Genomic DNA, 22,253 nt, shown 5'->3' with positions numbered 1-22,253 from the left:
TGCAAACACCTGATGATATAAATGCAGATAATTGAGACGCTAATAACCAGCTTCTTGCAATAATACCACTGAAACAGCCCTTTCCATTTTCACTTAATCTACCTGAATTCAGTCGTTCCTCCCTACATTTGCAGGCATGCAAACAAACCTTACCATCTATCTCAACGAGCGCCCATTGCTGTTAAGCGCTGATACCGCATCCGTACCGGCGCCATTTGCAACAGCCACCGTTTATAATAATCCGGACACCGAAAAAATAGGCAGTGTATTACAGCAACTGGAAGACGGCCGGGCAGCAGCAGCCGTGTTTATTACGGAAGATGTAAAACAGCTTTTCAAAAAAGTATCACTCCATTTTACCACCCTGGTGGCAGCTGGTGGATTGGTCACCAATCCGGCTGGAGAAGTACTGCTGATCTTCCGGAGAGGCAAATGGGACCTGCCTAAAGGCAAACAGGACCCGGGAGAAGATCTGGAAACCTGCGCGCTGCGGGAAGTAGCAGAAGAAACGGGCTTAAGTAAAGTATCCCTCGAACATAAAATCAATGAAACCTTCCATTATTACCCGATGAAGAACAAGAAGGTTTTAAAACATACCTACTGGTACCGGATGCAGTTTACCGGTACAGAGCTGACCGTTCCACAGATAGAAGAAGATATTGTAGACATCCAGTGGATAAAACCGGAAAATATAGAGAAGTACCTGAAGTTCTCCTATGAAAATATCAGGGAGGTATTCCGGGCGGCCGGTATTATATAAAATATAACAGGTATCCCGTGATCCGGTTGTTTTTTACCATTCGGATCACGGGATATGATGTCATCAGCGTTTAGCCAATACCGCTACTGTGAGCCGGCTTACGCATACCAGTTTATGCTGGTCGTCTGTCAGGCGGATATCCCATACATGACTGGATGCGCCGATATGCAAAGGGCGTGCGCAGGCATGTACATACCCGCTCTTAACCCCACGTACATGATTGGCATTAATCTCCATTCCTACACAAATCTGTTTCTCCGGATCAATGATCAGTGCGGAAGCCATACTGCCCACCGTTTCTGCCAGTGCTACAGAAGCGCCACCATGCAGTAACCCATAAGGCTGATGCGTTCTTTTGTCTACCGGCATCATCATTTTCAGATAATCGGGGCCTATTTCCGTAAATTCCATTTCCAGGTGTTCTGCCATGGTACTGCTGTTCATTTCATTCAGCTGGTCCAGTGACACCTGTAGTGAATGCCAGATCGTTTTCATATCGTCAGCGTTTAAAGTATTACGGCTTTAATTTCAGGATGCCTTCCCGCACAGCTGCCGGCAGAAATGGCGCCACATCCCCGCCATACCGGTGAATATCCCTCACCAACGTAGAAGCCACACTGGCATATTGCGGAGAAGTAGTCAGAAATATTGTTTCTACCTGTGGAGCAATGGTGCGATTCACATCTGCAATGGCCTTTTCGTATTCAAAATCAGCTACTCCCCTGATACCACGGAGAATAAAACGGGCGTCTATCTCCTTACAGTAATCAATGGTGAGGCCTTTATAGGCAGCTACGGCTACCCGCGGGTCGTTCCGGTAAATCTCCTGCATCCAGGCGATCCGGTCTTCCAGCGTGAACATAGGTGTTTTATTGCTATTGACACCAATCCCGATGACCAGGCGGTCAAACAGGTCCAATGCCCGGTTAATGACATCCGTATGCCCGAGTGTAATAGGATCGAATGTACCCGGGAATAAACAAATTCTCATAAGGGTTTATCGGTTTTTAAGGTGACTCTTTCCGTCAGCGTTTTAATTCCGGCCGGTTAATAAAAACAGAGAAAACGGTAGATCCGTAGTTCCTTTCGGTACGGTAATAATCATATTCACTGAATTTACCGTGTTGGGTATGCTCTACGACCAGCCATCCTTCCGGCTGCAGCAGCTCTCTTTCAAAAATGATCAGGGGGAGCTGGTCCAGCGTTTCCATCATATATGGCGGATCTGCAAAAATGAGATCAAATTTTTCCGTGCATTGCTGCAGGTATTTGAACACATCCATTTTCACCGTTTTCAGGGTATCGATCTGCAAGGCCTGGGCTGTTTTAATAATAAAAGCAGCCATCGCCGGATCTTTTTCCACGACAGTCATGTCTGTTGCTCCCCGGGAAGCCAGCTCGTAGCTGATACTTCCGGTACCTCCAAAAATATCCAGTGTTTTTAAAGATGAGATATCCAGGTTGTTCTCTATAATATTAAACAATCCACCTTTGGCGATATCTGTAGTGGGCCTGGTATTAGGCATTTTTGCCGGTGGTTGTATTTTTCTGCCGCCACTCGCTCCTCCGATTATACGCATAATGCTAACGCATACAAGTTATGAAAATAATAGCCCGGGATTTCCTGCATTTTCGTAATGTAGTGGAAACCCGGGAGTCTTTGTACCCATTCCAGGCGTGTTATAAATTTATACATCTCCTGATATACCTCGTCGTCTGCCGACACTACACCGGCCACCTTTACCTTTACCTGCTGTTCCTGCAGGCCCAGTTGCCGGAGGGTATTCACCAGAAAATAGACAACATCCAATCCGTGTTGATATTCGCTTTCCTGCTGTATCTGCAGTTCTCCGCCGGTATATACCGTGACAGTAAAAGTGCGCTGCCGCACTTCCACAAATGCGATACCGCCGGGTGCCTGAAAATCCAGGTCCAGCGGATAAGACTGCAGCAGGGCAGTATTGGCATGCAAGACCAGATCTGTAGAAAATTCTTTCCGTAAAAAGCCCAGCAGGTCTTTATCTATACCGTATACATTCACAATCGGTTTCCCCGGCAGCAAATCAGACAGGATTGCTTCCTGCATTTTTTCCGGCTGCGCCAGATGCAGGTAGTCTTTTTTTACGGCAGACATATAATAAATGTCCGGTACCAATACCCCATTGCCGGTATTAAAAGAAAGCAATACTGATTTAAAAGCAGTGAACAACAGTTTATCGGTATCAAATACTTCCTCTATCATTTCCAGATCAGCCAAAGCCTGTTTCTGTGGCTGAAAATGATAGGATTTTAATGCGAGGAACTTTTTAGGCACCGGATCATATACCACATAACTGAATGTACCGCTTCCGATCAGTACCAGCAGGTGACAGGCCGTCAGATCTGTTTCCAGCAGGCTTTCATCGTCTACTGTAAATGCGGGATGGATATTATAAGCCACGGGCATGTTTTACATTTCAAATGAAATACAATAATAACCTTTTTAGTTTATTGGCGATGGGGTTTTGTTGTTTTATAATATCGGGTGCAGGATAAACATATAACTCTATATTTGCTTTCAGACGATAACAGTTTAACCTATGCTTCTGCAGATAACCAACAGACAAATCATTAAAATAGCGGCTCCTATATGTCTGGCACTGATCATCCCTCAGATAAACCACATTACCAATACCGCTTTTCTCGGACGACTGGGTGAATTTGAACTGGCTGCCAATGGCATTGCCGGCATTTATTACCTGGTGATGTATATGATTGCCTATGGCCTGAACAACGGGATGCAGGTACTGATCGCCCGCCGCGCCGGACAACGGCAACTGGCAGGTATCGGCCAGTTATTTTCCAACGGCCTGCTGACCGGCCTCGTTTTTTCTCTGCTGTCTATTCTGCTGACATTGCTGGTAGCTCCTTACTTTTTCTCTAAAAGCCTGCATGATCCGCATATATATGAAGCGGCCGTTTCGTTTATCCGCATCCGTATCTGGGGATTACCTTTCCTGATGGTACTCAGCATGACCAACGCCTTTTATATAGGTAGCGGACATGCCAAAGTACTGGCCATTACTTCCCTGTGCCAGGAAATGATGAACATTTTCTTTGACTATACCCTCATCTTCGGGAAACTGGGACTGCCTGCGTTGGGCCTGAACGGTGCTGCGGTTGCTTCTATTATAGCCGAAATAACCGGCTGCAGTGTAGCTGTCAGCATCCTGTTCATCAACCGGTATCACCTGGAGTACAGCTTATTCCGCTATCTGCGGCCCGACTGGCGTACCATCAAAAGTATCCTGAATGTTTCCGCTCCGCTGATTGTGCAGTTTCTGTTCAGTATTGGCAGCTGGTTTGTGTTTTTCATCTTCATAGAACACCTGGGCGAAAGACCGCTGGCTATTTCCAATATGCTCCGTAGCATATTCGGCCTGTTTGGCATTTTCACCTGGGCGCTGGCAGCTACCTGCAATACGATGGTCAGTAATATTATTGGTCAGGGCCGGCCGGATCTGGTATTTACCATTATTAAAAAGATAGTGCTGATCAGCCTCGGATGCTCCACCTTTATGTGTATTGTGGTCAACCTGTTTCCTTATACCCTGCTGCAGATCTATACCAGTAACAGTGAGTTGATTGCAGCCAGTATTCCTTCCATCCGCATCATTACCCTCAGTACCTTACTGATGGCCATTGCCGGTATTACGCTGAATGCCGTTACCGGTACCGGTAACACCAGAATGAACCTGTTTATAGAATTCACTGCCGTAGTGGGTTATATGGCCTACTGCGATATCGTGATAGAAAAGATGCGTAGTCCCCTGCACCTGGCCTGGGGAGCAGATTTCATTTACTGGATCATTATTCTGATCATCTGTGTGATATACCTGCGGAGTGGTAAATGGAAAGGTAAAGAGATTTAATCCGGTGATTATTGCAGATCATCCAGCATTTTTTTACAATCAACCTTGATGCTGGCATCGTCCTGAGAGATGTTCCGCAGGGTTAAGGCTTTTTTGAGTACTTCGATGGCCTTGTCCTGCTGATCATTTTGTTTATAGGCCCTTGCCAGCTCATAATAGTTGAGGATAAAACCCGGATCAAGCTGGCGGCACTTTTCGTAGTTGTTGATGGCTACCTGCAGGGTACCTTCCGGCAGGCCACCGAATAACATTTTAGCAGCGCCCCGTTCGAACACATTGAGGTTAGCTACTTCAAAATTCCACTTACCCAGTACATGATAAGCCTGCGCCAGGGAAGGATTTAATTTGATGGCTATTTCCGCATATTTTTTAACATCCTTGGAAGCTGCTACTTTATCTTTTGCGCCGGAGATAAGCGCCATACGGCCCATGGCTACAGCCATCGCATTGTTGGCATCCGCATTATCGGGGGCTATCTTCAAAGCTTGCTGGGCATAGCTTTTCGCCTGATTAAAGTAAGTGACTTTATCTGATTTGCTTTTCTGCCGGTTGCCGACACGGGAACACAGCTGGCTCGCCTGGGTGAGTGCCGTGATTTCGTTGGGTTGTATTTTCAGGATTTCTTTATCTTTTTCCAGTGCTTCTGCCTCTTTCATTTGCTTTTCCAGCTGTTTGGCCTCTTCCACCATATCACTTACACTTTGTGCTTTCACAAAATGGGAGGTCATTATCAGCAACGCAATTGCCATGATCCGTTTAAACATAGAACAGATTTTTAAAGCGTACGAATTATTGATTAACTTATAGATATGAATCTACGAAAATTATCAATTAAAACCGCGGGCAGGATCACAAAAATTATTATCAATAATCTTTTTGCAGCGAGACAAGAGAATTACGGATACTGGCGCCCATAGGTGGATTCATCTTACGCAGGGTGACGGTACTGTGCTGAATAGCAGGATAACGTTGTTTCAATGCATCCGTGAGTTCATACACTACTTCTTCCAGCAATGGACGGGGGGTAGCCATTACATCCCGGGCTATTTCATAGATTCCCTGATAGTTGACAGTTTCAGACAAATCATCTACCGGCACGGTACCGGGTATACGTACCGATACGTCCAATATAAATTCATTGCCAATGATGGTTTCTTCCGGATAATAACCATGAAAAGCGTGAAAAGAAGCCTGTTCCAGGGCAATCGTTAACATAGCAAATATTTTGAGTAATGAGGGCGTCTGAAAAACAAAGCATTACGCAGGCTGCAGCAGTTACTGGAAAAGCACAGCGACCTGCTCTTTCCCGATGTACTGCACAACGTGCGTAATGCTTAATATGTAATATTGATTATTGATGTTCTTTAGCAGATAAATATCTTTCTGCGTCCAGTGCTGCCATACAACCACTACCTGCAGCCGTTACTGCCTGGCGATAGATTTTATCCTGTACGTCGCCGCAGGCAAATACGCCTTCGATGCTGGTACGGGTAGAACCGGGTACGGTAACGATGTAATCCTGCTCATCCAGCTCCAGGTAATCCTTGAAGATACCGGAGTTTGGCTGGTGCCCGATTGCTACGAAGAAAGCGCTCACCGGAACATCTTTGATTTCCTGGGTTTTATTGTTGCGGATTCTCACGGCTTCCACTTTCTTATCGCCCAGTACTTCTTCTGTTTCTGAATTCCAGTAAACAATGATATTGGATGTTTTCAACACACGGTCCTGCATTACTTTGGAAGCGCGCATCTCATGACGGCGTACCAGCATATGCACGGTACTGCACATTTTAGAGAGGTACAGCGCTTCTTCCGCAGCGGTATCACCGGCGCCTACAATCGCTACTTCTTTCCCACGGAAGAAGAAACCATCGCATACTGCACAGGCAGATACACCACTACCATTCAGGCGTTGCTCGGAAGGAATGCCCAGCCATTTGGCAGAGGCACCGGTGGCGATAATGATCGCATCGGCAGTAATTTCCTTCTCTTCGTCAATGATTACTTTATAGGGTTGTTGGCTGAAATCCACCGAGGTAGCCATACCATAGCGAATATCAGCGCCCATACGGGTAGCCTGTTTTTCAAAGTCTACCATCATTTCCGGTCCCTGAATACCTTCGGGGTAACCAGGATAGTTTTCAACTTCGGTGGTGATGGTCAGTTGTCCGCCAGGTTGAATTCCCTGGTACAATACGGGTTTAAGGTTGGCCCTTGCGGCATAAATAGCTGCAGTGTAACCGGCAGGGCCGGAACCTACAATCAATAAATGCACATGCTCTTGTTGCTTGTTTTCCATACTTTTTTGCTGTATAAAATTACTTCCTGATAATGATCCATTTAACATGGTCGCTGCCTGGCCGCTGGTTGCCGGCTATCCTTTTTATCGGATGACGGGACGGTTGGTTGGGCAGTTGCTGCCGGATCTGCCGGTGTTTTATTCCGGGCCGGCTGCTACAGGAATTTCAAATGTTGTGCCGTTCGCCGGTTGATATGCTGCTGCCGGATTACATCCGGCCGGGAGCAGGCGGTGCTGCTGTTTACCGGCGTACCCGTTGAAAGAATTATCATGATCAGATCCTTTCTCCTGGCTGGTTACCGCGGTTGATCGGTTATTGCCTGTCCTGCTACCTGATCACCGGACAATATCCGGGAGGAATGACAAGGCAGGATCGTGGTGGCTGGTTTATATGACTTATTGTCAGCGTTTATGCGTAGCCGGTTGTTTTTCTTTTAAAAACAAGTCTGCTGGCGTGGCAGACGTTACAGACTGTATTACAGGTGTACCGGTTATCCTGCTTTCGTAGCCAGCGGTGGCAGTATGTTCCGGTATTTCATTACAAACATCAACGTTGCGTTGCAGGTATACAAAGTGTTTCCTGCGTAGCATGCAAAAATAAGGGCTGTTTCCTATATAAAAACACCGGCCATGTATTTACAAGGCCGGTGTTCTTATAGAATAAAGAGGATTACTAGATTTATAAATTTATTGAAATGCTTCTACTGAGCATAATATCTCTACTTCAGCTATCAAAAAATTCGCGATCAACGATTATCCCAGGTAAGATTTCAGTGCGCCGCTATAACGGGCTTTTTGCAGCCTTTTGATAGCACGTTCTTTGATTTGCCTGATTCTTTCTTTGGTCAGATCGTATTTCTGGCCGATTTGTTCGATTGTTGCTCCGTTTTCTCCATCCAGACCAAAATAAGCATTCACTATTTCTGCTTCGCGGGGACTCAGGGATTTTAACACCCGACGGATCTCTTCACGAAGTGAATCTCTCATAACATCGTCATCGGTAATATCTCCACCTTCCAGTAAGTCGCCCATAGCTACGTCTTCTGCTTCGTGCACAGGTGCATCCAGTGACATGTGACGGGTGTTGCTCTGGAAGATATTGTTAATTTCCGACTCAGACATTTCCAGGATTTCTGCGAGTTCCTCGGTAGACGGTTCCCGTTCGTTTTCCTGTTCAAACGCCATGTAAGCTTTGTTCGCTTTATTATAGGTGCCAATTTTATTCTGCGGCAGACGAACAAGACGACCCTGTTCGGCCAACGCCTGTAAAATGGATTGGCGAATCCACCATACAGCATAAGAGATGAATTTGAAACCTTTCGTTTCATCGAAACGTTGCGCGGCTTTAATCAGGCCGAGATTACCTTCATTGATTAAGTCACTGAGGCTAAGCCCCTGGTGCTGGTATTGTTTCGCAACAGAAACAACAAAACGTAAGTTTCCTGTAGTCAATCTTTCAAGAGCCTTTTGATCGCCCATTTTAATGCGTTGCGCCAAAACGGTCTCTTCCTCAGGTGTTAACAAAGGGATCTTCGAGATTTCCTGCAGGTACTTTTCTACCGCCTGCGAATCACGATTGGTGATCTGGGTGGCAATTTTAAGTTGCCTCATATGAAAAATTGTATTGGTTTATAAATAAAATAACAGAGAAAGAATTATTTTGTTTGCAATTTGAAAATTATTTAACTTACAAAATTTCCCGCTCGTTATTCTTGTTCCAAAATAAGTCTGCAAAGATCGTGCTAACCAACCACTCTACCAAATCCTTTCTTTATTTGCCAGCCATATAACAAAGTACAGTTTTATAACGAATTTTTATAGCCCTTTAGTTCTCGTTTTTTGATGCTTTATACAAATTTTAACAATTGATAAAGAATCATTATTAAATTACCATCTTAACTAATTTATCCGTTCAGCTATTGCAAATTTTTTAATAAGATGATTGACTTTAGAAGCGACACTTTCACACGTCCCGGCCCTGGCATGTTACAAGCCATGTTGCAGGCAGAAACCGGTGATGATGTTTTCGGAGAAGATCCCAGCGTGAACCAACTGGAAGCCATGATGGCAGCTTATTTTGGCAAAGCGGCAGCCTTATACTGCCCTTCCGGCACAATGAGTAATCAGATTGCGATCAAAGTACACACAGTACCCGGCGATGAAGTGATTTGCAGTCACCTTGCGCATGTGTATATTTACGAAGGTGGTGGCATTGCCTTCAACGCCGGTGCGCAGGTACATCCTATTATTGGCAGCCGGGGTATGATCACTGCGGCAGAAGTGCTGGCAGCCATCAATCCGGATGACGTACATAAAGCCCGCACCAGCCTTGTATGCCTGGAAAATACCGCGAACCGCGGTGGTGGCTGTTGCTATGACTGGGAAGAAATGGTAAAGATTAAAGCCGTCTGCCAGGAACATGGCCTCGCCCTCCACCTGGATGGCGCCCGCCTGTTCAACGCCCTGGTGGCTACAGGGCAGTCTCCCGTCGCTTACGGACAATTATTCGACAGCATCTCCGTATGCCTGAATAAAGGTATGGGATGCCCGATGGGCTCTGTATTGCTGGGCAGTCATGAATTTATCAAGGCAGCGCGGCGGATTCGCAAGAAATTTGGGGGCGGATTACGGCAGGCCGGCTTCATGGCAGCTACCGGCATCTATGCCATGGAACATAACCTCGCCCGGCTCGAAGCAGATCACCAGCATGCCAAACAAATTGCACATGCCCTGCTCGAACAAAGTTTTACCGGTCATATGTTACCGGTAGAAACCAATATCCTTATTTTTGAAATAACGGGCGACTGGACGCCTGCTGCATTTGCCCAGCATCTCAAAAAAGCAGATATACTGGTAATGCCGATTTCTGCGACGCAGGTACGGATGGTCACTCACCTGGACATCACTCCTGAAATGGTTAACAAAACCTGCGAAGTAATTGCAGGGATGGCGTAAACACTTAGCATGACAGCTGCCCCGGAAGGCCGGCCAACGCGCCCCTCCTTTCGGGAAACAAAATAGCAAAATATCAAAATTCACCTATTTTTGCAGCCTTATTATACAATATATAGCATATAGCATGGAACTTTCGAAAAATTACCTGCCTGCAACGGTTGAAGAAAAATGGTACCAACACTGGATGGACAAAGGTTATTTCCGCTCTACGCCGGATCACCGCCAGCCTTTTACTGTAGTCATCCCCCCTCCTAACGTCACCGGGGTCTTACATCTTGGCCATACTCTCAACGAAACCGTACAGGATATCCTGGTGCGCCGTGCCCGTATGAGCGGGTTCAACGCCTGCTGGGTACCGGGTTCCGACCATGCCTCCATTGCTACAGAAGCCAAAGTGGTAGACATGCTCAAACGGGAAAAAGGCATTGAAAAATCACAGCTTTCCCGTCAGGAGTTTCTCAAATATGCTTTCGAATGGAAAGAAAAATACGGAGATATCATCTACCACCAGATCAAAAAGCTGGGCTGCTCCTGCGACTGGGACCGGGTTACCTTCACCATGGATGATCACTACTACAAAGCCGTGATCCGTGTTTTCATTGACCTGTATCGTAAAGGAGTTATCTACCGCGGTGCGCGTATGATCAACTGGGATCCTAAAGCCAAAACGGCCCTGAGTGATGAAGAAGTGGAATACAAAGACCTGCAGGGTAAACTCTATCACGTAAAATATGCCATCACCAATGCCGATGGCCAACCTACCGGCGAATACATCACCATTGCTACGCAACGTCCGGAAACCATCATGGGCGATAGCGCTATCTGTGTGAATCCGGAAGATGAAAGATATGCCCACCTGAAAGGTCACTTTGCCGTTGTACCGCTGGTAAACCGCCCGGTACCGGTAATCTTCGACACTTATGTGGACAAGGAATTCGGTACAGGTGCACTGAAAGTGACGCCTGCACACGATATCAATGACTATAACCTGGGTCTGAAACACAACCTGGAAATAATAGATACCTTAAACGATGACGGTACCCTCAGTGCTGCCGCCGTTGTATTTGTAGGCGAAGACCGCTTCGTTGCCCGGAAAAAAGTGATTGCTGCCCTCGATGAGGCCGGCCTGCTGGAAAAAGAACAGGAATACACGACTCGCCTTGGTTACAGCCAACGTAATCCGGATACCGTAGTAGAACCCCGTATCTCTACACAGTGGTTTGTGAAGATGGCAGAAATGGCTAAACCCGCACTGGACGCCGTTGTAAACGGAGACGTAAAAATCCACCCGGGTGATCGCTTCCTCGCTACCTACAAATACTGGATGGAAAACGTAAAAGACTGGTGTATCTCCCGCCAACTGTGGTGGGGACAACAAATCCCAGCCTGGTACGCACCGGATGGTACTTTTGAAGTAGCCGCTACTGCCGAAGAAGCCGTACAGCAATTTGCTGCCCGGAACATTACCCTCACCGCCGCAGACATGTACCAGGACGAGGATTGCCTGGATACCTGGTTCAGTTCCTGGTTGTGGCCAATGGAAGTGTTCAACGGTATTTCCAATCCTGGTAACGAGGATATCAACTACTACTACCCTACTTCCGTACTGGTAACCGGACAGGATATTATCTTCTTCTGGGTAGCCCGTATGATCATGTCTGGTCTGGAATACAAACAGGAAAGACCTTTCCAGGATGTATACTTTACCGGTATGGTACGCGATAAGCAAGGCCGTAAAATGAGTAAGCAGCTGGGGAATTCTCCGGACCTGCTGGAACTGATCCGCGACTTCGGCGCCGATGCCGTTCGTTTTGGTATCATGATTTCCTCTCCTGCCGGTAACGACCTGCTGTACGATAATGCCAGCTGTGAACAAGGCCGTAACTTCTGTAATAAAATATGGAATGCCCTGAAACTGGTGAAAATGTGGGAACAACGTCAGGAAGACGATAGTGCCCAACCTGCTGCTGCCAGCCACTTTGCGGTGAACTGGTTCCAGAGCCGGTTAAGTCAGGTACAACAGGATGTAGCCGCGTTGCACAAAAACTTCCGTTTGAGCGAAGGCCTGAAAGCCATCTACAGCCTCGTTTGGGACGATTTCTGCGGCTGGTACCTGGAATGGGTGAAACCGGGTTTTGAACAACCGATCCCCGCCAGTGTATATCAGCAGACCGTTGGCTTCTTTGAACAACTGATGCAGATACTCCATCCGTATATGCCTTTCATTACCGAGGAAATATACCAGCAGCTTACTTCCCGTGCGGAAGCAGACGTGCTGATGATGAAACAGTTTACCACTCCTGCTGCACCCGTACAGGCCCTCCTGGTAGAAGGTACGCTGGCACAGGAAGTGATCAGCAGCATCCGGGATGCCCGCAATAAACATCAGATCAAACCAAAAGATCCGATTGTATTACATATTGAAACCAAACACCAGCATGCCTTCCAGCGTATTGAAGACATCCTGTCCAAACAGGTGAATACCAAAGCAATTCATTATGTACAGGAGCCGGTGCCGGGTTGTATAACCCTGGTAATACAGAAAGATAAGTTCTACCTGGGTACAGAAACAGAACTGGACACTGCTGCGCAGAAAGATAGTCTGTTGAAAGACCTGGAATACTTGCAGGGATTTTTGGTATCTGTAGAAAAGAAACTGTCTAACGAACGTTTTGTGCAGAATGCCAAACCGGAAGTAGTGGAAGCAGAACGGCAGAAGAAAGCGGATGCAGAAGCTAAAATTCTGGTGATCACCGAAAGTTTAAAGTCCTTATAATTTTTATAATCGCCCGGTCGTTTCTATACCGGGCGATTTATTTTCCCCGGTACTATCATGCAAAAACACCTGTCACTTCTTTTCGCATTCGCTATAGCAGCCAGTGCGCCGGTTTGGGCGCAATCCACTAAAAAGCCTGCTGCAGCTGCGCCGGCGGCCAGTAACAAACGGCCTTTAAAACTCCGCAGCAGCTGGAGTATTTTCCTCAGTGATACGTTGCCTAAAAATGAAGTCATCAAACTGCTGGATTCTGCCGTTATTGTCCGGGACGAAAAAAACATCACCTATCCGGTGCTGTCATTTGCTTTTACCTTCGAACACCATGAGCCCTACCTCAATGATACTACCGGGCAGCTGGCTATCTACAAGGATTTCACCGGCGATGTGTTTAAAACATCCTCCCTTTCTCCGTTATGGAGCAACCGGCTGAAAGAAACCATACAGTCTGGTGATGTATTGTACTTTGATAATATCCTGATCAAATATCCCGGAGAAAAATACTACATCTCCACCTCGCTTAAATTTATCGTGAAGTAATACCTTTTAGTATTTGAACAGCTGTTGGATCGGCAGCATAAACTCCACCCTGTTCTGTGCGTTATCCACCGGGTCTTTATCCAGCAGGTGGCTGAAACGTACGCCCCAGGTGAATGGGATGGTATTGCCTATTCTGGTGTCGAAATACAGTTCTGCACCAGCAGAAGTGAAGCGGGTGTTGGCATCTACCCGGAAGTCATATGCCTGGCTGTAATCATAAAACAGATTCGTTCTGATCCGGCTGAAATAGAGGATCTGTGCAAATCCCCAATCCGGATAAAACAGCGGCAGGTGATAGTTCGCTCCCAGTTTATAGATACGGTTATAGAACGGAGTATTATACCCTCTCGCATATACGAAGTTATCAGAGAAACTATAGTTGAAGACTTTATCCCTTTCCTGGTAGGCTCCTTGCAACACAAGGCTATGGTTGGGCCATAATCCCGGCAGGTATTGATCCAGTCTCGCATACAGCTGCTCAGCATACAGGTCGCCCAGGGAGTGATTGTACTGCAGCACCAGGTATTGTCCGAAATGGGTATTAATATGTTGTTTCGCTCTAGCGCGCTGGTTGTTAAAGATCAACCGGTTGCTGAGGTATTGGAAGCGGTTGTCTCTATACCGGGGATCCTGGAAATAGTCCTGCAGCAGGTTAAATTTGCTACCCAGTGTAATGCTTCTGCTATAGAGACCGGAGGAAAGATTCAGCGGTACACTGAATCCGGCATACCAGGTAGCCTCATTCCAATACACCCTGGCGCCGCTGCGGGTAAGGGCATTTCTATTTATCGTATAGTCTACACCGGTAGTCAGATACGGGAACCAGCCGCCGAACGTGAAATCGCCGCCCAGTCTGGAGTATCCCTCATTCCGGTTATACGTATAGCCGATACTGGTAGACGTGGTATTTAACACGTTTTCTCCCCGCAGGGAAATGCTGTAGTTAGGATCTGCAAAAGAAGGTACCCAGCTGTGGAAGTTGAAAGGCCGGGTAAATAAAGGATATTTCTTTACCGGTAGGGAGTCATGGGTGACCTTATCCAGTATGCTACCCCCTTCGGCAAATTCCGGTTGTATCCAGGCGCTTTGTACCTGTTTATCCAGGGTTACCTGTTTCCAGGCGGTTGCCTGTACCGGTGCGTGATACAGCTTGTATCCCTTAGCGGTAAACTCGCTGAATACCAGACTGTCTTTGTCTGCATCCAGGGCCATATGCAGGGCGCTGTTGCCGCGGTCTGTTATGGCATATGTTTTTTTATCTGATAACGTTAAAGCATATACGTTATTGACATCTTTTCCGCCGGCGGTGAAATAGATGGTGTCGCCGCTGACAGCAGGAATACCAATCACCGTATAGCTAAAGGGCGTAAGCAGGGTTGCTGTGCCATCTGACAGCGATTGCTGTACCAGCGCCATTTCTCCTTTTACATTGCGTACAGCACTGATTACCGCTTCATCTCCGGCTGTAAAACGGGGATAGGTATAATACCAGTTTTCCGGATTCGGTAGTTTTTTAGTGACTGTACCTGTGGCTGTATTAATGAGCTGCAGGCTGTATTGCATATCCGGTGTAATGGCTGCAGCAATCACCTGCTGGCCATTGGCACTGATGTCGGGAGAAAAATATTTGCCGCGCGCCGCTACTGTTTTCGTACGTCCGGTAGCGTTATCCCAGACGCGGATGACGGAGAAGTCTTTCCAGCCCCAGCGTACATCAAAGCGGGCTGCTGCCCATACGATGCGGCCATTTTTATAGCTGAAAAAATCATCGTATACCAGTCCGGGTCTTACCAGTAATTTTTCTTTGCCGGCGGCGTCCAGTAAAAATATACCCGGTATTTTATTGTAGGCGTCTTTCAGCACCACCCATTCGTTGTTACCGGCAGCGTATACATATTTGTAATTGGTAACCGGTTTGGCTACCGACAGTAAGGGTACGGCTGCTGTGGTATCCTTACGGGCGGCGTAATCTTTCCAGGCGGAAGCATATTCTTCCAGGGTAGCAGTATAAAAGGCTGTGATGTTTTTACCGGTTCTTTTTTTCAGGCTGCGGGAAAACGGATAAAAGAGGCCCTTGTAACGTACGGCATCGCTGGTAACGTCTTTCCAGAAGGTTTGTCCGTAATGATTTCTGCCATAGGTATTCAGGAGATAGCCCAGCGGGTAATGATTGGGCACAAAATCACGGTAAGAGCCATTCCGGATCTTCATAAAGCTGTAATCCTTTCCTGCCAGTGTGAGTCCGCGGAAGCCATCAAAAAAGGCCGGCAGCCGACCCCGGCCCTGCGGGCTGAGTGCTGTTTCCATTACTACGGCGTCTCCTTCCCAAAACCAGTTGGGTACGGCAATATTGGTAACGGCCGCCTGTCCCAGTTCACCAAAGACATAGCTGGCTACTTTGGAAATGCCCTGACGGAAATTATTATTCTGCAGTACATGGCGGTATTCGTGCAGGGAAAGCTGTTCTACCCAGTTGAGCGATCCCAGGTCCTGTGAGGCGGGAGCCGGCGCCAAGTAAAATTCTGAGCGGAAGGGGCCCAGCTGTACATACCCATTGGATTCCATGGTCTGGTTTTGCAGTACTATACTGACTTTCCGTTGCTGGTTACCAATAGAAGCACGGGTATAACGGTTGAGATAATCTACAATGTTGGCTACACGCTCCCCTTGCTGCGACATCCCCCGGGGAAATATCACCCGAACGGAATCGGTGTTGATCTGCTGCCATTTGAGCGACGGAGGATTGCCGCCAAACTGTTGCGCTAATAAAAAGGAGAAAGGAAAAAAAAGTAAAAGGGCAGTGGCAAGGATAAAACGCATAAAATAATTACAAATTAGTAATAATGAATGGAGGTGTTAAGCGTATAAAACGAAAATATGTTTCTTTCTTTATATTCCCGACATTAATCTTTGCCTGGCCCACCATTCATTATTACTCCTTTGCTATCTGATTAGCATTCCGGCAAACTGATTGGGATATTCACTGCCAGTCCGCCATCTGAGGTTTCCTTGTATTTGGAATTCATATCCAGTGCGGTTTCCCACATCGTTTTCACCACGGCGTCGAGCGATACTTTCGCCAGTTCCGGGTTGCTTTGCAAGGCCAGCTGGGAAGCTGTAATGGCCTTGATGGCTCCCATGGTATTCCTTTCTATGCAGGGGATCTGTACCAATCCGCCGATAGGATCACAGGTAAGGCCGAGGTGGTGCTCCATGGCAATTTCCGCTGCCATCAGCACCTGGCGCTGGGAACCTCCCAGGCACTCTGTCAGGGCTGCTGCAGCCATTGCGGAAGATACGCCGATTTCCGCCTGGCAGCCACCCATGGCAGCAGAAATAGTAGATCGTTTTTTGAAGATGCTACCTATTTCAGAAGCGGTGAGCAGGAACTGTAAAATCTTATCATCATGCAGCCCATCGCAGAAAGCGATGAAGTATTGGAGCACCGCTGGTATTACACCGGCAGCTCCGTTGGTAGGTGCTGTCACCACGCGGCCAAAGGAAGCATTTTCTTCATTTACCGCCAATGCAAAACAACTTACCCAGTCGAGTGTATAGGTAAAATGGGCGCCACCGGCACGGATAGCCTCAATCCAGGAGTTATAATCCGTGTAGGTTCTGCCTTTCAGTAACTTTTTATTCAATGCAGCCGCGCGCCGGGCTACTCTCAGTCCACCGGGCAATTCGCCACCGGCATGACAGCCGCGGAATGTACATTCCTGCATTACCTGCCAGATTTTCAGTAACCCTTCTCTGGTAGCTGCTTCCGGACGCCAGGCCATTTCATTTTCCATGACCAGTTCAGAGATGCTGTAGCCGGTTTTGATACACCACTGCAGTAACTGACGGGCGGTATCAATCGGAAATGGCAGGTCTACCTGGGTAGTGCCACCGTTGGCTTCTCCTTCCTGCACCACAAAACCACCGCCTATGGAATAATAGGTAGCTGCGATCTGTTCTCCGTCGGTAAATGTGACGAGAAAGGTTAAGGCATTCGGGTGGAAAGGGAGTGATTCTTCGAACAGGAAGTCTATATCTTCTACCGGATCAAAATCGATTTCGTATTTCCCCGCTACCACCATTTTACGGTTGCGGCGGATGCCATCTATTTTCGGGTTAATCTGGTTGACGTCAAAGGTAACGGGATCATCGCCACAAAGGCCAAGCTGCACTGCAATATCAGTTCCGTGACCATGGCCTGTTTTTGCCAGTGAGCCATACAACAATACCTGTAAACCGGCAATATCGGCTAAACGGCCTGCGTCCTCTATTTTACGGAGAAAGCTCAAAGCCGCGCGCCAGGGGCCTAAGGTATGAGAACTGGAAGGACCAACGCCTATCTTAAAAATATCGAATACTGAAATACATTCGTGTGCCACTGCTTTTCTTTATTTGTTTGTAAAATTAATGGAAAAAAGAATTAAGCCTGCATATAATACAGATGACCTGTACAAAGATGTTATACAATCATCTTCGCACAGGTCATCTGTACCATATAATCTTTATTGCTTGCTACAACGGTGGCGGTTATATCCCGTTTACCCTTTATTTCGCAGGGGTAAAATCATGGAGTTTGATTTCAAACACCAGCGGTGAGTTTGCAGGAATGCTACCGGTTGCCCTGGTGCCATAACCATAAAAAGACGGTACATAGATGTGTATTTCTCCACCTTTACCGATTCTGGGTAAAGCGATCTGCCAGGCAGGAATCAGGCGCGGTAATTCAAAGCTGGCGGTATCTTTTCCATCAAACTGGGTTTTATTCAGCAGATAGCCTTTATACCCTACTGTGACGTTACTGGTACGTCTTACGGTATCTTTTATCTCTCCTCTCTTCACAATTTTGTAGAAGATGCCGAAAGAGTCCTGCAATGCCGTGATGTTGTTGGCTTTCAGGTAGGCCTGAATGTTGGTGGAATCCTGTTGATACTGCGGATACGGGTCGTACGGAGGTTCCGGATTATCTTTTTTATTACATGCTACAAATACCAGGGCTAACAGGCAGCCCAATAAAAAAACTTTCCTCATACTTTTTGCGATCGCTATTTAGTGATAAATGAAAACAACATGACCATCAGTGCTATTGACTGTTTATTTAAGATCCACCAGTTCCAGCTCACAAAGCAGGACGGCATTCGGCGGGATCAGGTTATCGATACCTACCGGTCCGAAAGCCAGGTGGGGCGGTATATACAGCTTAATTCTCCCGCCTTTGGTTATCTTCTGTAAGCCTATTTGCCAGCCGGGAATATGATTCATCAGCTGCCGGCCATCAAAATCCGTGGCATCAAAAGAGCTGCCGATTACTTCACCAGACAGCAGCTGGGTATTATAAATCAGCGACGGTACAGAAGTAGCTCTTGCATAATTAGTACTGTCGCCGTATTCCAATACTTTATAATAAAGCCCGGAGGGGTCTTTTTCTGCGCTGAGGTTATTGGCCCTCAGGTAAGTGATAATCTCATCATCATATATGGAAGCATCCCGTCCCTGTATAGCGGGAATACTGCTTTTTTTGGTGCAGGCAGCCAGCAACACCAACAGGCCCGTCATTAAAATCCGTAAAGCTCTATTCATTGCAACGGTTTACTTGTTGTCGTTCTTTTAACGGGTCTGTTGCAGATAAAGTTACAGTATCCTTCATTTTTCTGTATAAAAAAACTCCTGACAGGCAATATGCCTGCAGGAGTTTTTTTATGGTAATAATATCGATTAATAATCCATACCCATACCGTGACCACCTGGCATAGCAGGAGCAGCGGATTTAGGTTCTGGTTTATCAGCAATTACACATTCAGTAGTCAGGAGCATACCGGCAATAGAAGCAGCATTTTCCAGTGCAATGCGGCTTACTTTAGTTGGGTCGATAACACCCGCAGCCAGCATTTTTTCATACACTTCAGTACGGGCGTTGAAACCGAAATCGCCTTTACCTTCTTTTACTTTCTGAACAACGATAGAACCTTCGATACCAGCGTTAGCAGTGATCTGACGCAGTGGCTCTTCTACCGCACGTTTAACGATAGCGATACCGGTTTGTTCGTCTTCGTTTTCACCTTTTAATTTTTCCAGCGCTTCGATCGCACGGATGTAAGCAACACCACCACCTGGAACGATACCTTCTTCAACGGCAGCGCGGGTAGCGTGTAAAGCGTCATCAACGCGGTCTTTTTTCTCTTTCATTTCTACTTCAGTAGCAGCACCTACGTACAGTACAGCCACACCACCGCTTAATTTAGCCAGGCGTTCCTGTAATTTTTCGCGATCGTAGTCAGAAGTAGTTACTTCGATCTGTGCTTTAATCTGACCGATACGGGCAGTGATATCTTTTTTCTGGCCTTTACCACCAACGATAGTCGTGTTGTCTTTATCGATAGTGATAGACTCTGCTCTACCGAGGTAAGTCAGGTCAGCATTTTCCAGTTTGTAACCTTGTTCTTCGCTGATTACGATACCACCTGTGAGGGTAGCGATGTCCTGCAGCATATCCTTTCTTCTGTCGCCGAAGCCTGGAGCTTTAACAGCAGCAACTTTCAGGGTACCACGCAGTTTGTTTACCACCAGGGTAGCCAGTGCTTCACCTTCCAGATCTTCGGAGATGATTACCAGCGGAGCGCCTTGTTGAGCTACTTTTTCCAGGATGTGCAGGATATCCTTCATGGTGCTGATTTTTTTATCGTACACCAGGATATAAGGATTCTGCAGTTCAGCCTGCATTTTTTCGCTGTTGGTGATGAAGTATGGAGATAAGTAACCACGATCGAACTGCATACCTTCTACTACTTCTACAGTAGTATCGGTACCTTTCGCTTCTTCAACAGTGATAACGCCATCTTTGGTTACTTTTTTCATCGCTTCTGCGATCAGTTTACCAATTTCAGCGTCGTTGTTAGCAGAGATAGAAGCTACCTGTTCGATTTTTTTGTTGTCGTTACCAACTTTTTCAGACTGTTTTTTCAGGTTTTCAACGATTGCTTTCACCGCTTTGTCGATACCACGTTTCAGATCCATTGGGTTAGCGCCGGCAGCTACGTTTTTCAGGCCTTCACCGATGATCGCCTGAGCCAGAACGGTAGCAGTGGTAGTACCATCACCAGCCAGGTCAGCTGTTTTGGAAGCTACTTCTTTCACCATCTGAGCGCCCATGTTTTCCACGGCATCTTCCAGTTCGATTTCTTTTGCTACGGTAACACCATCTTTGGTTACACCAGGCGCACCGAATTTTTTCTCAATAACAACGTTACGGCCTTTAGGTCCCAGGGTTACTTTAACAGCATCAGCCAGGGTGTCAACGCCTTTCTTCATTTTGTTGCGGGCGTCTATATCGAAGAATATTTGTTTTGCCATAATAATTACAGATTTTTCTTTTAGAGTTTTGTTGGAATTACGTTGGTCAGTTGTTGATAACCTTGCGACCGGTTGGGCAGCAGGTAATGGTTATCATCTTCCTTAAACGATCGCCAGGATGTCAGATTCACGCATGATTAAGTAGTCGTCACCTTCGATGCTGATCTCGGTACCGGAGTATTTACCATACAGTACAGTATCTCCTACCTTTACAGTAACCGGTTCATCTTTTTTGCCAGGACCGGCAGCTACCACAGTGCCTTTCTGAGGTTTTTCTTTTGCAGTATCCGGGATGATGATACCGCCAGCTGTTTTCTCTTCTGCTGCTGCAGGTTTCACGATTACCCTGTCAGCTAAAGGTTTAATACTTAATTTTTTAGCCATAGTAGTTTTTATTTAAAAAAGTAGTTCATTTTGTGATTGCCATTTCCGCCCACGAGAATTATGCCAACGCACTTTTCGGGTCAAATTTGCAGGTCGCAAATGTAATCCGGTAGCCGGTACTGACAAATCATGACAGGCATCAGGAAAAAATGACAGAAATTCCGGTAAAATTCCGTAATGATTGATTTTCAGGTCCTGCTTTTCGGGCCACCGGGCATTAAAGCTAACATAAAATACCGGGATCTGATATCTTTCCATGGGACTGGCTGCACTAAAATCCCTAAATCTCGATTTTTTTCTCTAGTTTTGCGCCCTTATACCAGTTCTTTTTTATACGATGATCAGTAGAAGAAACATCCGGGTGAAGGTAATGCAGACACTTTATGCCCTGGAAACGATGGAGCAAAGCAGTATTAAGCCGGGCACGGCGACCAGACTTTTAAACGAAAAGCTGGATCAAACCTGCCAGATCTTTACTTACTTACTTTATTCAGTAGTACAGGTGGCACAATATGCTGAAATTGACTCGCAATCCCGCGCATCCAAACATTTACCCTCCGCCGAGGACCTGCAGGTGAATACCAAGATTGCAAACAATGAATTCATTTACCAGATAATTAATGACAAGGGCTTCCAGGTAAACCTGGAACAGTGGAAAATGAAACTGCTGAACGACAGTGATCTGATCAGAAAGCTTTATAACCAGTTGGTCGCTACCGACACCTATAAAGCCTATATCGCTACTGAAGGCCGTAGTAAAGCAGGAGAAAAAGAAATACTGGAGTACATCTATAAAGAGATACTGGCTAAAAGTGAGCTGTTTGTACAGCATATGGAAGACTCTTTCCTCCACTGGGGCGATGATGAAGAAATGATGGCAATCCTTATCAACAATTACTTTAACAAGCCGCATCTCTTCAATTTCCTGCAATTAATCAGTAAAGAAAAACTGGACTATGGCAGAGAACTGTTACTGACAGTAATCGACAAAAAAGATTACTGCCTGGAGCTGATCAAACCTAAATTACAAAACTGGGACCCGGAGCGTATTGCAGCCGTAGATATGTTACTGATGGAGATGGGTGTATGTGAATTCCTGTACTTCCCTACTATTCCTACCAAAGTAACCATCAATGAATACATAGACCTGGCAAAAGCCTACAGCACGCCACAAAGCGGTCAGTTCATCAATGGTATCCTGGACAACATCCTGAAAGACCTGGAAAAAGAATCCCTGGTACAAAAGCAGGACCGTCCCAAAAAATAGACAGATAGCTTATTTTT

General features: G+C 46.5%; 21 protein-coding genes. 6 read left to right on the top strand and 15 right to left on the bottom strand.

All coding sequences use genetic code 11. The features are described from left to right. The first annotated feature begins 136 nt into the window (after window positions 1–136). Entirely contained in the window at window positions 137–760 is a 624-nt protein-coding gene (locus OL444_RS12760; protein WP_264732810.1) for an NUDIX hydrolase, read from the top strand. A gap of 63 nt (window positions 761–823) precedes the next feature. Here the strand turns inward: OL444_RS12760 and OL444_RS12755 are convergent, their stop codons facing one another. From OL444_RS12755 to OL444_RS12740, 4 genes are read right to left on the bottom strand one after another with little or no spacing between them, the layout of a single operon-like run. After that, window positions 824–1,255 carry a hotdog fold thioesterase gene (locus tag OL444_RS12755; protein ID WP_264732811.1) on the bottom strand — a complete coding sequence of 144 codons (432 nt, stop codon included), beginning with the start codon at window positions 1,253–1,255 and terminating at the stop codon, window positions 824–826. A gap of 19 nt (window positions 1,256–1,274) precedes the next feature. After that, window positions 1,275–1,751 carry a pantetheine-phosphate adenylyltransferase gene (gene coaD, locus OL444_RS12750; protein WP_264732812.1) on the bottom strand — a complete coding sequence of 159 codons (477 nt, stop codon included), beginning with the start codon at window positions 1,749–1,751 and terminating at the stop codon, window positions 1,275–1,277. A gap of 34 nt (window positions 1,752–1,785) precedes the next feature. Further along, a complete protein-coding gene (locus OL444_RS12745; RefSeq protein ID WP_264732813.1) occupies window positions 1,786–2,340 on the bottom strand; it encodes an RsmD family RNA methyltransferase in 555 nt (184 codons plus the stop codon). After that, the gene (locus OL444_RS12740; RefSeq protein WP_264732814.1) at window positions 2,331–3,200 is read right to left on the bottom strand and encodes a DUF3822 family protein; all 870 of its coding nucleotides are present in this window, start codon (window positions 3,198–3,200) and stop codon (window positions 2,331–2,333) included. Before OL444_RS12740 ends, OL444_RS12745 begins: the two co-directional genes overlap by 10 nt. Before the next feature lie 139 nt (window positions 3,201–3,339). Between OL444_RS12740 and OL444_RS12735 the strand changes: the two genes are divergently transcribed. Beyond that, window positions 3,340–4,671, top strand: a complete 1,332-nt coding sequence (locus OL444_RS12735) for an MATE family efflux transporter (protein WP_264732815.1) — start codon at window positions 3,340–3,342, stop codon at window positions 4,669–4,671. An 8-nt stretch (window positions 4,672–4,679) separates the two neighbouring features. Here OL444_RS12735 and OL444_RS12730 read toward each other — a convergent pair whose 3' ends face one another. The 5 genes from OL444_RS12730 to OL444_RS12710 form a co-directional block, all read right to left on the bottom strand. Further along, complete coding sequence (locus tag OL444_RS12730; protein WP_264732816.1) at window positions 4,680–5,435, bottom strand: tetratricopeptide repeat protein; 756 nt, start codon at window positions 5,433–5,435, stop codon at window positions 4,680–4,682. 100 nt (window positions 5,436–5,535) lie between these two features. After that, window positions 5,536–5,886, bottom strand: coding sequence for a dihydroneopterin aldolase (locus tag OL444_RS12725; RefSeq protein WP_264732817.1), 351 nt, complete (start codon window positions 5,884–5,886; stop codon window positions 5,536–5,538). Window positions 5,887–6,022: 136 nt separating this feature from the next. Then, a complete protein-coding gene (trxB, locus tag OL444_RS12720) occupies window positions 6,023–6,970 on the bottom strand; it encodes a thioredoxin-disulfide reductase (protein WP_264732818.1) in 948 nt (315 codons plus the stop codon). A 402-nt stretch (window positions 6,971–7,372) separates the two neighbouring features. Next, window positions 7,373–7,561 (bottom strand): hypothetical protein, encoded by a 189-nt coding sequence (locus OL444_RS12715; protein WP_264732819.1) that lies wholly within the window; start codon window positions 7,559–7,561, stop codon window positions 7,373–7,375. Between the two features lie 162 nt (window positions 7,562–7,723). Then, window positions 7,724–8,581 (bottom strand): sigma-70 family RNA polymerase sigma factor, encoded by an 858-nt coding sequence (locus tag OL444_RS12710; RefSeq protein ID WP_012793808.1) that lies wholly within the window; start codon window positions 8,579–8,581, stop codon window positions 7,724–7,726. Window positions 8,582–8,908: 327 nt separating this feature from the next. On the opposite strand from OL444_RS12710, the gene OL444_RS12705 reads away from it, so the two are divergent. From OL444_RS12705 to OL444_RS12695, 3 genes are all read left to right on the top strand, one after another. Continuing rightward, window positions 8,909–9,925, top strand: coding sequence for a threonine aldolase family protein (locus OL444_RS12705; protein WP_264732820.1), 1,017 nt, complete (start codon window positions 8,909–8,911; stop codon window positions 9,923–9,925). Between the two features lie 124 nt (window positions 9,926–10,049). Then, window positions 10,050–12,701, top strand: a complete 2,652-nt coding sequence (locus OL444_RS12700; protein WP_264732821.1) for a valine--tRNA ligase — start codon at window positions 10,050–10,052, stop codon at window positions 12,699–12,701. 57 nt (window positions 12,702–12,758) lie between these two features. Next, window positions 12,759–13,238: a hypothetical protein gene (locus OL444_RS12695; RefSeq protein WP_264732822.1), complete on the top strand. Its 480-nt coding sequence runs from the start codon at window positions 12,759–12,761 to the stop codon at window positions 13,236–13,238. A 6-nt stretch (window positions 13,239–13,244) separates the two neighbouring features. Here OL444_RS12695 and OL444_RS12690 read toward each other — a convergent pair whose 3' ends face one another. From OL444_RS12690 to OL444_RS12665, 6 genes are all read right to left on the bottom strand, one after another. Beyond that, complete coding sequence (locus OL444_RS12690) at window positions 13,245–16,058, bottom strand: TolB-like translocation protein (protein WP_264732823.1); 2,814 nt, start codon at window positions 16,056–16,058, stop codon at window positions 13,245–13,247. A gap of 131 nt (window positions 16,059–16,189) precedes the next feature. Then, complete coding sequence (locus OL444_RS12685) at window positions 16,190–17,617, bottom strand: L-serine ammonia-lyase (protein WP_264732824.1); 1,428 nt, start codon at window positions 17,615–17,617, stop codon at window positions 16,190–16,192. A 166-nt stretch (window positions 17,618–17,783) separates the two neighbouring features. Then, window positions 17,784–18,266: an FKBP-type peptidyl-prolyl cis-trans isomerase gene (locus tag OL444_RS12680; RefSeq protein WP_264732825.1), complete on the bottom strand. Its 483-nt coding sequence runs from the start codon at window positions 18,264–18,266 to the stop codon at window positions 17,784–17,786. A gap of 63 nt (window positions 18,267–18,329) precedes the next feature. Next, window positions 18,330–18,815, bottom strand: a complete 486-nt coding sequence (locus OL444_RS12675; RefSeq protein ID WP_264732826.1) for an FKBP-type peptidyl-prolyl cis-trans isomerase — start codon at window positions 18,813–18,815, stop codon at window positions 18,330–18,332. 135 nt (window positions 18,816–18,950) lie between these two features. Continuing rightward, window positions 18,951–20,585 (bottom strand): chaperonin GroEL, encoded by a 1,635-nt coding sequence (gene groL, locus OL444_RS12670; protein ID WP_264732827.1) that lies wholly within the window; start codon window positions 20,583–20,585, stop codon window positions 18,951–18,953. Window positions 20,586–20,687: 102 nt separating this feature from the next. Next, the gene (locus OL444_RS12665; RefSeq protein WP_143307325.1) at window positions 20,688–20,969 is read right to left on the bottom strand and encodes a co-chaperone GroES; all 282 of its coding nucleotides are present in this window, start codon (window positions 20,967–20,969) and stop codon (window positions 20,688–20,690) included. A gap of 337 nt (window positions 20,970–21,306) precedes the next feature. On the opposite strand from OL444_RS12665, the gene nusB reads away from it, so the two are divergent. Beyond that, window positions 21,307–22,236, top strand: coding sequence for a transcription antitermination factor NusB (nusB, locus tag OL444_RS12660; protein WP_264732828.1), 930 nt, complete (start codon window positions 21,307–21,309; stop codon window positions 22,234–22,236). Window positions 22,237–22,253 lie beyond the last annotated feature (17 nt).

Origin of the sequence: Chitinophaga nivalis (genome assembly GCF_025989125.1) — a bacterium.
GTDB classification, from domain to species: Bacteria; Bacteroidota; Bacteroidia; order Chitinophagales; family Chitinophagaceae; genus Chitinophaga; species Chitinophaga nivalis.
Note: the sequence above shows the minus strand (reverse complement) of the source record. Positions and strands in the feature narration are given on the sequence as shown.

Bases quoted from the DNA above. Each gene is read 5' to 3' on its own strand.
- OL444_RS12760 (WP_264732810.1), top strand. From the start codon at position 137: ATGCAAACAAACCTTACCATCTATCTCAACGAGCGCCCATTGCTGTTA.
- OL444_RS12755 (WP_264732811.1), bottom strand. From the start codon at position 1,255: ATGAAAACGATCTGGCATTCACTACAGGTGTCACTGGACCAGCTGAAT.
- coaD (WP_264732812.1), bottom strand. From the start codon at position 1,751: ATGAGAATTTGTTTATTCCCGGGTACATTCGATCCTATTACACTCGGG.
- OL444_RS12745 (WP_264732813.1), bottom strand. From the start codon at position 2,340: ATGCGTATAATCGGAGGAGCGAGTGGCGGCAGAAAAATACAACCACCG.
- OL444_RS12735 (WP_264732815.1), top strand. From the start codon at position 3,340: ATGCTTCTGCAGATAACCAACAGACAAATCATTAAAATAGCGGCTCCT.
- OL444_RS12730 (WP_264732816.1), bottom strand. From the start codon at position 5,435: ATGTTTAAACGGATCATGGCAATTGCGTTGCTGATAATGACCTCCCAT.
- OL444_RS12725 (WP_264732817.1), bottom strand. From the start codon at position 5,886: ATGTTAACGATTGCCCTGGAACAGGCTTCTTTTCACGCTTTTCATGGT.
- trxB (WP_264732818.1), bottom strand. From the start codon at position 6,970: ATGGAAAACAAGCAACAAGAGCATGTGCATTTATTGATTGTAGGTTCC.
- OL444_RS12715 (WP_264732819.1), bottom strand. From the start codon at position 7,561: ATGCTACGCAGGAAACACTTTGTATACCTGCAACGCAACGTTGATGTT.
- OL444_RS12710 (WP_012793808.1), bottom strand. From the start codon at position 8,581: ATGAGGCAACTTAAAATTGCCACCCAGATCACCAATCGTGATTCGCAG.
- OL444_RS12705 (WP_264732820.1), top strand. From the start codon at position 8,909: ATGATTGACTTTAGAAGCGACACTTTCACACGTCCCGGCCCTGGCATG.
- OL444_RS12700 (WP_264732821.1), top strand. From the start codon at position 10,050: ATGGAACTTTCGAAAAATTACCTGCCTGCAACGGTTGAAGAAAAATGG.
- OL444_RS12695 (WP_264732822.1), top strand. From the start codon at position 12,759: ATGCAAAAACACCTGTCACTTCTTTTCGCATTCGCTATAGCAGCCAGT.
- OL444_RS12690 (WP_264732823.1), bottom strand. From the start codon at position 16,058: ATGCGTTTTATCCTTGCCACTGCCCTTTTACTTTTTTTTCCTTTCTCC.
- OL444_RS12680 (WP_264732825.1), bottom strand. From the start codon at position 18,266: ATGAGGAAAGTTTTTTTATTGGGCTGCCTGTTAGCCCTGGTATTTGTA.
- OL444_RS12675 (WP_264732826.1), bottom strand. From the start codon at position 18,815: ATGAATAGAGCTTTACGGATTTTAATGACGGGCCTGTTGGTGTTGCTG.
- groL (WP_264732827.1), bottom strand. From the start codon at position 20,585: ATGGCAAAACAAATATTCTTCGATATAGACGCCCGCAACAAAATGAAG.
- OL444_RS12665 (WP_143307325.1), bottom strand. From the start codon at position 20,969: ATGGCTAAAAAATTAAGTATTAAACCTTTAGCTGACAGGGTAATCGTG.
- nusB (WP_264732828.1), top strand. From the start codon at position 21,307: ATGATCAGTAGAAGAAACATCCGGGTGAAGGTAATGCAGACACTTTAT.